12 protein-coding genes, 1 tRNA gene and 1 pseudogene are annotated in these 11,297 nt (G+C 56.8%); 9 read left to right on the top strand and 5 right to left on the bottom strand.

Features of this window, described 5'->3' with window-relative positions; translation table 11 throughout:
• Positions 1-313: hypothetical protein (locus tag PHT20_RS15300; RefSeq protein ID WP_301021191.1), on the top strand; the 313-nt coding region annotated here is incomplete at its 5' end.
• A gap of 144 nt (positions 314-457) precedes the next feature.
• Here PHT20_RS15300 and PHT20_RS15305 read toward each other — a convergent pair.
• The 3 genes from PHT20_RS15305 to PHT20_RS15315 all read right to left on the bottom strand — a co-directional run bounded on the left by PHT20_RS15305 (position 458) and on the right by PHT20_RS15315 (position 2,212).
• Positions 458-886, bottom strand: coding sequence for a hypothetical protein (locus tag PHT20_RS15305; RefSeq protein WP_301021192.1), 429 nt, complete (start codon positions 884-886; stop codon positions 458-460).
• A 101-nt stretch (positions 887-987) separates the two neighbouring features.
• The gene (locus PHT20_RS15310; RefSeq protein WP_301021193.1) at positions 988-1,788 is read right to left on the bottom strand and encodes an ATP-grasp domain-containing protein; all 801 of its coding nucleotides are present in this window, start codon (positions 1,786-1,788) and stop codon (positions 988-990) included.
• 347 nt (positions 1,789-2,135) lie between these two features.
• Positions 2,136-2,212 (bottom strand) — tRNA-Met (locus PHT20_RS15315).
• A 62-nt stretch (positions 2,213-2,274) separates the two neighbouring features.
• Here PHT20_RS15315 and rlmJ point away from each other — a divergent pair.
• Complete coding sequence (gene rlmJ / locus PHT20_RS15320; protein WP_301021194.1) at positions 2,275-3,240, top strand: 23S rRNA (adenine(2030)-N(6))-methyltransferase RlmJ; 966 nt, start codon at positions 2,275-2,277, stop codon at positions 3,238-3,240.
• Positions 3,241-3,318: 78 nt separating this feature from the next.
• On the opposite strand, the gene PHT20_RS15325 is transcribed toward rlmJ, so the two are convergent.
• A complete protein-coding gene (locus PHT20_RS15325; protein WP_301021195.1) occupies positions 3,319-3,963 on the bottom strand; it encodes a PEP-CTERM sorting domain-containing protein in 645 nt (214 codons plus the stop codon).
• Between the two features lie 118 nt (positions 3,964-4,081).
• Between PHT20_RS15325 and PHT20_RS15330 the strand changes: the two genes are divergently transcribed.
• Positions 4,082-5,200, top strand: coding sequence for an alkene reductase (locus tag PHT20_RS15330; protein ID WP_301021196.1), 1,119 nt, complete (start codon positions 4,082-4,084; stop codon positions 5,198-5,200).
• A gap of 17 nt (positions 5,201-5,217) precedes the next feature.
• On the opposite strand, the gene PHT20_RS15335 is transcribed toward PHT20_RS15330, so the two are convergent.
• Positions 5,218-6,111 carry a D-hexose-6-phosphate mutarotase gene (locus PHT20_RS15335; protein ID WP_301021197.1) on the bottom strand — a complete coding sequence of 298 codons (894 nt, stop codon included), beginning with the start codon at positions 6,109-6,111 and terminating at the stop codon, positions 5,218-5,220.
• Positions 6,112-6,267: 156 nt separating this feature from the next.
• Here PHT20_RS15335 and PHT20_RS15340 point away from each other — a divergent pair, with 156 nt between their 5' ends.
• The 6 genes and pseudogenes from PHT20_RS15340 to PHT20_RS15365 all read left to right on the top strand — a co-directional run.
• On the top strand, positions 6,268-7,113 hold the full coding sequence (locus PHT20_RS15340) for a TIM barrel protein (protein WP_301021198.1): 846 nt from the start codon (positions 6,268-6,270) through the stop codon (positions 7,111-7,113).
• 107 nt (positions 7,114-7,220) lie between these two features.
• Entirely contained in the window at positions 7,221-8,741 is a 1,521-nt protein-coding gene (locus PHT20_RS15345; protein WP_301021199.1) for a M20/M25/M40 family metallo-hydrolase, read from the top strand.
• A 7-nt stretch (positions 8,742-8,748) separates the two neighbouring features.
• Positions 8,749-9,384: an N-6 DNA methylase gene (locus tag PHT20_RS15350; RefSeq protein WP_301021200.1), complete on the top strand. Its 636-nt coding sequence runs from the start codon at positions 8,749-8,751 to the stop codon at positions 9,382-9,384.
• Between the two features lie 3 nt (positions 9,385-9,387).
• Positions 9,388-10,209, top strand: coding sequence for a KilA-N domain-containing protein (locus PHT20_RS15355; RefSeq protein ID WP_301021201.1), 822 nt, complete (start codon positions 9,388-9,390; stop codon positions 10,207-10,209).
• Positions 10,206-10,895, top strand: a complete 690-nt coding sequence (locus PHT20_RS15360; protein ID WP_301021202.1) for an Eco57I restriction-modification methylase domain-containing protein — start codon at positions 10,206-10,208, stop codon at positions 10,893-10,895. The genes PHT20_RS15355 and PHT20_RS15360 overlap by 4 nt, the downstream gene beginning before the upstream one ends.
• Positions 10,860-11,182, top strand: a pseudogene (locus PHT20_RS15365) (Eco57I restriction-modification methylase domain-containing protein); the annotation flags it as partial. The gene PHT20_RS15360 and the pseudogene PHT20_RS15365, both read left to right, overlap by 36 nt.
• Positions 11,183-11,297: the final 115 nt, after the last annotated feature.

Here is an 11,297-nt window from a genome sequence, read left to right on the forward strand (position 1 = left end):
CAGAAACACAGTCTCCGCACGAGCCTGTCTGAGGGTGCGCAAAAGGGAAATCCGCTACGGACTTCGTCCTTCTCTCCTTTCCCTTTTGCGCCATGAATCAATTCAGGAAACCGAAGTCAGGAGCCCCAAAACCAGCAATTCACTACACTTGTCCACAGTTGCCAATTCGAAATTTGGCAACACGCCCTGGCTCAATATTGAATCGGCAGGGTGGCTCAATATTCAATCGGCGCTGACAGGCAATCCTTGCGGTGCCTTCCAGGCACCTTCAAACACCAATCCTCGCCGCACGCCAACATCCACATGGGTTTGATCGATAGAGTTGGACAACAAATTCACTTCCTTTATATTCACTGCGCACCGATGTAGATGGACGGATCATGATGTCCTCTTGAATTTCAGCGGCACGAAAATTTGGCACAGGTTTTCATATCCGGCAGCATTCAATCAATTGCGGTCATCCTTGATTAAACGTTGCGCCCTTGTGAATGAAGATTGTCTTATCTGCTCTTTCCAGGAAGGAGTCGGGATCGCTCGTGCTGCCAACTTCATTGCTATCGATGCAAGATCGATATTGGCCAGTTTTCCAAACTTCATCAAACAAATCATAAAAGCGATCTGATTCATCAGCACGGAAAAACTCACCCGGCCAACCTTTTTGAAGTTCACCCAATGGGCCATCAGCTTGTCGGCCCCAAAAAGAATCGATGTCCAGAAGCTCCTGCCACCACTTTTCGATTTGTTGCGCCGGTATCCCAGGAAACCAAAGCCAAGAGCGGTATCCGTATTCCTCGTCAATGGCGATAACAAGTTCGGTCTTGCATCGATTCTTTAACTCATCAAACGAGATGGCTTCATTGTGATATTTGGGCTCGTGATTCGCCATAGCACCTCTCGGATTGCAAATTTTGGTCGCATTAGATCACTGATAGTGATCACACAAAGCTAGGCCATTTGCCGAAACTCAAGCATTGATTGCTGATATGGCTAGTTTGCTACCGCTTGCCGCAGTGTTGCATGTTCGACCAGTTCGGCAAAACACTCACAATCAATGTCATACAGACCGCTTGAGTGGACAGAGTTGAATTCGATAACACGTAATTCACCATTGGTTAAAACGGCCACATCCACAACAATAAAAGTGGCTGGCATCCAGCCTTTCACCAACGCTTGAGCAGCCGTCCAGATGTCACGGGGAACAGTTGGACTCACCGCCAAATTACCGTTCTCGCGATAGCGCGAACCAAGTCTGATCTCACCATTGTGAACAACAAAACGATACTCGCCAGCCAAATTTGACACCACGGGCGATACTGCCAAAAGTAGTGATCCAGACTGCAATTTGGCTTGACCATTGCGACCTTTGAATATCGCGCTCAAGTCGCCGTTGCGAACGACATGGCCTGCGAACGCTTTTTGCGCAATAACCGGGCGCACAAAAAAGGAGTCCTTCGGGTATTTTTGGACTCGACTTTTGACTGCATCAAGGTCCATGAACTCTGCGGTTGCGTTCAACAAACGCTGGCCCATGTTGGCTTGCCAGTGACGCTGATCCAGTGCCAGCATGTCTCCGAATAAATAGCTCCCCCACTGCGTCGCACTGAGCTGCTGAAGCATTCCGGTTGATCCGTAAAAGAAATGGGGTTCCGTCGGCTCGATTGGAAAAGCCGGAAGCCCTTGACCGGGGACGACGCTGAAGTCATGCATTGGGCGAGAAGTGCTCCGCAATGCCCAGGCAAGTTTTCCAGTCATTCCCTCCACGTAATTGTTTTGAAGCAGCCAAAGCATCGCGGGATTGTCTCAGGTGGTCGGCCAAAAAAGCGGACGTAAATCCACCGATCTTTGGCGAAGTAACGCGCAATCCAACGTTCTTCGTTCTCTGTCGCCCAGACCTACCAGAACACTTTGCAAACCGCCCCCGCGTAAGTGGTTGATTTCATTGAAGGTGGTCTCTTGAATAGTCAAGAGACAAACAGAGAACAGAGAGAGGAAACGCGGGTTTTTGGGCAAAAAACGCCCAAAATGACGCAAAAACAGGAGCAAAACACTCAAGAGGCAGTTGCGGTAAGTGTTTGAAAACGTTGGGGATTTTGAAAAAGAAAAGCCCAACTGGAAAGAGTTGGGCTTGAAATGACTGGTGGTGATAGGTGGATTTGAACCACCGACATCAGCATTATGAATGCTGCGCTCTAACCAACTGAGCTATATCACCAACGGGTCGAAATTATAACGTCATGTGGCGGTGATTTTTGGGCAACCGGGTAACATCAACACATGTTCAGTTATCGCCACGCCTTTCATGCCGGCAACCATGCCGATGTTCTCAAGCACACGGCCTTGATTGCCGTGTTGCGCCATTTAACCCAAAAAGACACCGCCCTGAACGTGTTTGATACCCATGCCGGTGCTGGCTTGTACCGGCTGGATGGCGATTACGCTCAAACCAGTGGCGAAGCTGCCGACGGCTATTTGCGTCTGATATTCAAGCAAAATGAGGCGCTAGCCCTTGCCAATCAAACGCAAGCTGCTACAAAAAACACAACATCTAAAAGTTCTTTAGAGGCCTTGCCAGCCGCCTTGCAAGACTATCTGGATGTGGTGGCCAGTTTCAACAAAGGCCAGAATCACAAGGTTTACCCGGGCTCACCTTTCATCATTCACAGCCTGCTGCAAGGGCGTGACCGGGATCGCCTGAAACTGTTTGAACTGCACCCCACCGACGCCAAAACCCTGCGCGCCAACATTGCCCAGCTTGACGCCGGGCGGCTGATCACGGTGCACCAGGAAGACAGCTTTGAGGGTTTAAAAAAATTTCTGCCACCGCCTTCGCGCCGGGCGCTGGTGTTGTGCGACCCAAGCTATGAGCTCAAAACCGACTACGCCCGCGTGCTGACCATGATGACCGATGCCGTCACCCGGTTTGCCACCGGCACCTACATGGTGTGGTACCCCATCATTCCCCGCCCCGAGGCGCATGAGCTGCCACGCAAGCTCAAAACTCTGGCGCAGCGTGCTGGCCGCGCCTGGCTCAACGCCACGCTCACCGTGAAGTCAAGCAAGCTCACCACCGACGATGCGGGCGACGTGGTGCGCCCTGGTTTACCCGCCAGCGGGGTGTTTGTGATCAACCCACCGCACACCCTCAAAGCCCAGTTGACCGCCGCCCTCGAAGCCACCGCCAAGTTGTTGGCGCAAGACAAAAACAAAAGTTTTGAAGTGGAATCAGGCTCTGGCGCATGAAGAGCGCCATCATGCAAGCGACGCCAAAAACAAAAAAGCCTGCAAACTTGCAGGCTTTTTTGATGGGGTAGAGGCAGATCAGACTGATTTGCTTTGGCGACGACGAGCCCAACCCAAGACACCCAAACCAGCCAACAACATGGCGTAGGTTTCGGGTTCTGGCACGGGTGCAGCCACCAGGTACACGCGATCAATCACCAAATCTTTACCAGCAGCACCCGTTGGAGTAAAAGTAAAACTGATGTCGTGCGAACCAGCAGTCAAATTAACCAAACCACTTTTGGCTTCCCAAGTGGTTATGGGCATACCGCTGATATTGCTAGAGAAAATGGTGTTGCCACCAATCGAGGCTGAAAACGCAGCATCATGAGCGTTAGCCCAACCGTTTGCAGGCGCATAAGTCGAGAAACCAACTGAATACGAGCCTGCTGTGGCAACTGTGACGGTTTGCGTCAGGGTTTGATAGGCCACATCGTCCACAAAATAAATGGCTTTTGCGCCAGCAGCATCTGGACTCAAACTGACTGAAGAGTCAGCAAGCACAGTCTCGCCGTAAAAACTGTTTCCGTAATTTTTAACGGATACCGGATCGCTTCCACCGCCAGTGATAGTCCACCCAGCCAGGCCGCTCTCAAAACTGCCGTTGGTAAGCAAATTACCAGCATGAGCGCCAAATGAAGCACCCACACAAACCAGCGCTGCCAAATGCCTAAATAATTTCATGTAAACCCCTTTGATACTGAAAATTCGTAACTTAATGTTAACGGCAAATGAAACTTTGAATTGGTTTTTTCACCCGTAAACTCGCCACAATCACAAAAACACAACACCCCAAACACCTATGACACACCGTACTGCTTCCCTTTTTGACACCCCAAAAGTTGGCGCCTGGACGCTGGCCAACCGGATTGTCATGGCACCACTCACGCGCAACCGTGCGCCGCAAGCCGTGCCAACGCCACTCATGGCCGACTATTACAGCCAGCGCGCCAGCGCCGGCCTGATCATCACCGAAGCCACCGCCATCAGCCAGCAAGGCCAAGGCTACGCCGATGTGCCCGGGCTGTATGCCGAAGAGCAGGTAGAAGCCTGGAAACCCGTCACCCAAGCCGTGCACCAAGCGGGCGGCAAGATCGTGTGCCAGCTGTGGCATGTGGGGCGCGTCTCGCACACCAGTCTGCAGCCGCATGGCGGCCAGCCGGTGGCGCCTTCGGCCATCACGGCCAAAACCAAAACGGTGCTCATCCACAACGGCGTGCCTGAATTTGTGGATGTGTCCGCGCCGCGCGCGCTGCAAGCCTATGAATTGCCTGACATCGTGCACACCTACGTGGCCGCTGCGCGCAACGCCATCCATACCGCCGGGTTTGACGGGGTTGAAATCCACGCTGCCAACGGCTATTTGCTAGACCAGTTTTTGAAAGCCGGCTCGAACCAGCGCCGCGACGACTTTGGCGGCAGTGTTGAGAACCGCACCCGTCTGGTGCTGGAAGTGGTGCGCGCCGTGACCGATGCGGTGGGGGCTGACAAAGTGGGCATTCGCCTGTCGCCCGTGACCCCGGCCAACGATGCTTTTGACCCCGACCCGCAGCCGCTGTTTGACTACCTGGTGCGCGAGCTGGCCACCTTTCAACTGGCCTATGTGCATGTGATTGAAGGTGCCACCGGTGGCGCCCGCACGCTGGAAGACCGCCCGTTTGACTACACCGGCCTGCGCCGTGCCTACCGTGCCGCGGCCGGCAAAGGCGCCTGGATGGTGAACAACGCCCTGACCAAAGAGCTGGCGCTCGATGAAGTGCAAGCCGGTGCCGACCTGGTGGCCTTTGGCCGCCCCTTCATTGCCAACCCCGACTTGGTGGAGCGCCTGCGCAAAGGCAAACCCCTGGCTGAAAGCGACCGCTCCACGTGGTATGGCGGCGGCGCCAAAGGCTACACCGACTACCCCACGCTCAAGGGCTGACACCCCGCCCCATCACTTCAAAGCAACGAAATTTCTGCCACCAAGCTGTGTGTGGCGCCCGCGGCCAGCGTGATCTGATCTGGCCCGGCGTTGCAAGTTTCCACACACAGCATCTTGCGGTATTCGCCTGCAGCCATGTCGGCAAAGGCTTTTTCGCGCTCGCTCCAAGGGTTCCACACCACTGTGCTGGCGCTGCCTTGCTTGGCGATTTGAATGTGGCGCTGGCCAGCGGTGTCGTCAATCACACAGGTGGCAGTGGTGTTGACATAGACCCGATCTGTCTCGGTGGTGAATGCCACGCTGCCGGCTTGCCTGCAAGTGGCCATGTGTTGCACCTTGTCCAGGTAATCACAGCCATCCAACCCCTGCACCGTGGTTTGAGCCACATCGGCCACGGCAAAGTAAGTGTGCAGCGCGTCGGTCAAGGTCAATGGCGTGCTGCCGGTGTTACAGGTGATCAGCGCCATCGTCAGGGTGCGCCCCACGGTCACTACCAACTCCAGGTCAAACGCGTGAGGCCACAGGGCGCGGGTGCTGGCGTCGTCTGTCAACCCCAAGCGCAGCACCACCTGGCCTTGGCTGTCTTGCGCGGTGTGCCGCAATTGCCACATGCGGGTGCGTACAAAACCGTGCGCGGGCAACCCGTCGCGCGCGCCAAACCACGGCCAACACACCGGCACGCCACCGCGCACGCCTTTGCCTGGCTCAACCACCGCAGCTTTTGAAACCCAAATCACCGGCACTGCCCCGGCAGGCTGCCACGCCAGCACTTGCGCCCCCTGCAGTGCCACGCGGGCACTGGCCTGCGGGGTGTGAATGTGCGCCACGGGCAAGCCCGCGCCGCCGTCCACAAACTCCAGCACACCCGGCAAGCTGTGCTGCTGATTCAAGGTGTCAAGGGCGTGTGTCATGAGGTCTCCTGGATTTAAAATTACTACAAAATAAATAGCTGCTTATGCTTATATTCATTGCGCTAGAGCACAATTTGTTATAAATATTACAACTGAAGTCAGCACCGTTGGCTGTGCGACACTTTACGCCCTTGCCCAACCGTCAACCCCACCACCATGCCCCGCTTTGCCGCCAACCTGAGTTTTTTGTACCCCGAGCTGCCGTTTCTGGACCGCTTTGAAGCCGCTGCCCGCGACGGCTTCAAAGCGGTCGAGTATTTGTTTCCCTACGCCTGGCCAGCCGCTGAACTGGTGGCACGCCTGCGCGGCAACGGTTTGCAGCAAGTGCTGTTCAATGCACCCCCGGCAGGCACCGATGTGGCCAGCGTCAACCCAGCCTGGGCGCGCGGCGCGCGCGGGCAGCTGTGCCTGCAGGGCAACCAAGCTGAATTTGAATATGGCGTGCACCTGGCACTGGACTACGCCGGTGCGCTGAACTGCCCACGCATTCACCTCATAGCCGGGCTGCTGCCTGATGGCATGCTGCGCGAGTCGCTGCTTGACGCAGTGGCCGCGCGACTGCGCTGGGCGTGCGCGCAGGCGGCCGCGCTGGGCGTGAAGGTCATGATCGAGCCCATCAACCTGCGCGACATGCCTGGCTATTTTTTAAACCGGCAAGACCATGCCCATGAGTTGCTTGATGCCGTCAACGCAGCCAACTTGCAGGTGCAAATGGACCTGTACCACTGCCAGGTGCAAGAAGGCGATGTGGCCACCAAACTGCGCCGCTACCTGCCCACCGGGCGCGTGGGGCACATTCAAGTGGCCAGCGTGCCGCAGCGACAAGAGCCAGACGGCGGCGAGCTGTGCTACGCCTACCTGTTTGCGCTGCTCGACGAGCTTGGGTTTGAAGGCTGGGTTGGGTGCGAATACCACCCACGCCTGGGCAGCCAAGCCGGCGGCACCACGGCCGGGCTGGCGTGGCTGAGCCACCTTGGCTCGGCCGCCACAGCACGTGATTAAACTGGCCTGAATGTTCAGATGTTTTTGGCCTCTAGCGCTTGTCTTTCTTGCATCAGCAGCTCTCATAATGAGGGCAACCCACCCACCCACCCACCTTTGGAGTTTTCATGAACGCACCGCTGCCTGCTGCTTGCCTCAACCCAGTTAACCCAGCCCAAACCCTGAGCCAGATCACCCACGCGTGGGACACCGACCTGATCAACCAGCTCACCCAGTACATTGCCATTCCCGCCAAATCGCCCATGTTTGACCCCGACTGGGCGGCCCACGGCTTGATTGACCGGGTGGTGCACAACGCTTTTGACTGGGTGCAAGCGCAGAAAGTGGCCGGCCTGCAGCTTGAAATCATCCGCCTGGATGGGCGCACCCCGGTGCTGTTTTTTGAACTTGCTGCGAGCGCAGGCACTACTGAAAACAGAGCTACCCAGGCAAGTTCTGCAGGCGCCAGCAGCCAAACCGTGCTGATGTACGGGCACCTGGACAAGCAGCCAGAGTTTGCCGGTTGGCGCGCTGGCCTGGGGCCGTGGAGCCCCAAATACGAAGACGGCAAGCTCTATGGCCGTGGCGGCGCTGACGACGGCTACGCCATTTACGCCGCCATCACGGCGCTGCAAACCCTGCAAGCGCAGGGCGTGGCGCACCCGCGCGTGGTGGGCTTGATCGAAACCTGCGAAGAAAGCGGCTCTTACGACCTGCTGCCCTACATTGATGCCCTGCGCCAGCGCCTGGGCGACGTGGGTTTGGTGATTTGCCTGGACTCGGGCGCGGGCAATTACGACCAACTGTGGCTCACCAACAGCCTGCGCGGCATGGCCAGCGGCACGCTCAAGGTGCAGGTGTTGACCGAAGGCATCCACTCGGGCGACGCCAGTGGCCTGGTGCCGTCAAGCTTTCGCATCCTGCGCCACCTGCTTGACCGGCTGGAAGACAGCGCCAGCGGCCGCCTGCTGCCAGGCAGTTTTCACTGCGAAGTGCCCGCCGACCGGCTGGCGCAAGCCCAAGCCACCGCCGCCATTTTGGGCGACGAACTGTACAAACGCTTTCCCTGGGCGCATGCCGACTGCGGCGGCAGTGGCGGCCAAGCCATGCTGCCCACCACCACCGACCCGCTGCAAGCGCTGCTGGCACGCACCTGGACCCCGACACTGAGCGTGACCGGTGCCGAGGGTCTGCCTGATTTGCAAAACGCCGGCAACGTGCTGCGCCCGTTCACGGCGTTCAAACTGTCCCTGCGCCTGCCACCCCCGATTGATGCCGCCAGCGCCGTGGCGCAACTCAAAACCCTGCTCGAAGACAACGCCCCGTACCAAGCCCAGGTCACCTTCGCACCAGACTCACACGCCACCGGCTGGAACGCCCCGAGCACCGCTCCCTGGTTTGAGCGAGCGCTGAACCAGGCCTCAACTGACTACTTTGGCACACCCTGCGGCTACATCGGCCAGGGCGGCACCATTCCGCTGATGAACCTGCTCAGCCAGGGTTTCCCCAAAGCTCAAATGATGGTTTGCGGCGTGCTCGGCCCCAAGAGCAACGCGCACGGCCCGAACGAGTTTTTGCACGTGCCTTATGCCAAAAAGCTCAACGCGGCAGTGGCGCAGGTGATAGCGGCGGCGGCCTGGGCGGGGTGACCGCCGCATGAGCCTCGTCAAGTCCAAACAGCGCGTAGCCGACCACGGCGAGGTCTTTACCCCAGCGTGGATGGTGCAGGCCATGCTGGATTTGGTCAAACCCGAGACCGAGCGGATTGATGCCCGCTTTTTAGAGCCCGCCTGTGGCAGCGGCAACTTCATCGTGCAAATTCTCAAGCGCAAGCTGGCGGCGGTGGAACTCAAATACAGCCCCTCTGACTTTGAGCGCCAGCACTACGCCCTGCTGGGGCTGATGTGCATCTACGGCATCGAACTGCTGGCCGACAACATTTCAGAGTGCCGCGCCAACGTGCTGGACATCTTTGCCGAGTACCTGCACCTGAGTGAAACGGACGACCTGTACCTGGCCGCAACGCACGTGCTGTCGGTCAATCTGGTGCACGGCGATGCGCTGACCATGCGAACGCAAGGCGGCGCGCCCATCAGCTTTGCCGAATGGGGCTACCTGGGCAAAGGCAAATTCCAGCGGCGCGACTTTCGCTTTGACGTGCTCACCGGCGCGTCCAAATTCAGCGAAGAAGGCTCACTGTGGGCAGATCAGGGCAAGCACGACATCTTTACCCCCATCCAAACCCACCCACCAATGACGGTGCGTGAGCTGGCATCCCTACAAGGAAGATGAACAATGGCCAAAATTGAAGTCAAGGGCACCAGCATCACAGTGGTTTCCGGCGATGTGGACGATTACATTTCTCTGACCGACATTGCGCGTTACAAAGACAGCGAACGCACCGACTACATCATCCAGAATTGGCTCAGGAACCGAAACACCATTGAGTTTCTTGGCATCTGGGAACAACTCAACAACCCCGTTTTTAATCCCATCGAATTCGATGGGATTAGGCGCCAAGCCGGGCTGAACAGCTTTGTGCTGACCGCTAAACGTTGGCACGAGGCAACTGGCGCCATTGGCATCACATCCAAAGCCGGGCGCTACGGTGGCACTTACGCCCACAAAGACATTGCTTTCGAGTTTGCTTCGTGGGTGTCAGTTGAATTCAAACTCTATCTCATCAAAGAGTTTCAGCGCCTGAAAGAAACCGAGCGCGAGCAACTGGGCTGGGACATTCGCCGCAACCTGACCAAGATCAACTATCGCATCCATACCGCTGCCATCAAAACCCAACTGATACCGCTGCAACTGAGCCAACAGCAGACCAACCTGATCTACGCCAGCGAAGCCGACTTGCTGAACATGGCACTGTTCGGCCAAACCGCTGCGCAGTGGCGTGATGAAAACCCAGGCAGCAAAGGCAACATACGCGACCAGGCCAATGCCGCACAACTGGTGTGTCTGGCCAACCTGGAAACGCTCAACGCCCATTTCATCCACCAAGGGCTGGCGCAGACTGAGCGGCTCACCCTGCTCAACCAAACCGCTATTGTGCAAATGAAGTTGCTGCTGGCCGATGTGGGCGTGCAGCGGCTGCAAGGCAAGCAGCCATGAACAAACAGGTTTCCTTCACCCTGCGCGGGCGCAACCCCGATGTGCTGACCTGCATTGCCAACTTGTCAAACGACGAGGTCTTTACGCCGCCCGAGCTGGCCGGGCGCATGTTGGACATGCTGGCCGAGGCTTGGGCTGCCGACCACGGCGGGGCAAATCTGTGGGCTGACAGCACGGTGCGGTTTCTGGACCCGTTCACCAAGTCTGGCGTTTTCCTGCGCGAGATCACCAGCCGCCTGACGCTGGGCTTGGCGCAGCAAATACCCGACCTGCAAACGCGCGTGAACCATATCCTGACGCGTCAGGTGTTTGGCATTGGCATCACGCGCTTGACCAGCTTGCTGGCGCGGCGCAGCGTGTATTGCTCCAAACACGCCAACGGCGCGCATTCTGTGGTGCAAGGCTTTGACAACGAGGCCGGCCACATCTGGTTTGAGCGCACCGAGCACACCTGGGGCGAAACAAAGTGTGATTTCTGTGGAGCGCCTCGCTCATTTTTCGAGAGAAGCTCTGGTATTGAGAATTACGCCTACGCATTTATTCACACTGACAACATTAAGACGCGCTTAGGCGAAATATTTGGAGACGACATGCAATTTGACGTGATTATTGGAAATCCACCCTACCAAATGAAGGGAGGAGCAGCGACTCATCAATCTATCACCTGTTCGTTCAGCAGGCCATGAACCTCGACCCAAAATACTTAAGCATGGTCATTCCCTCGCGTTGGATGGCTGGAGGACGAGGGCTTGATGAATTCCGGGCGACGATGCTTTCTGGCGGGAACATTCGTAAATTGACTGATTACCCTGATTCAGGCGAGGCATTTCCGGGCGTGCAAATTAAAGGGGGCATTTGCTATTTTTTGTGGGATGCAGAATACAACGGAAGCTGTTCAGTCACTAGCGTAACCAGTGGCAAGGAAAACCTGCAAGAAGAACGAAATCTAAGTGAATTTGATGTCTTAACGTGAAAGAACGGCGTATCCGGGCGAGTGTTACCCTGACCCCGCCCTGGTCAAAAGCAACGCGACAACAGTGATTCGGTCAGCGACTCAGACAGGAGTCGGTACAAACCCGTATTTGGTC

Source organism: Rhodoferax sp. (assembly GCF_028715765.1).
GTDB lineage: Bacteria > Pseudomonadota > Gammaproteobacteria > Burkholderiales > Burkholderiaceae_C > Rhodoferax.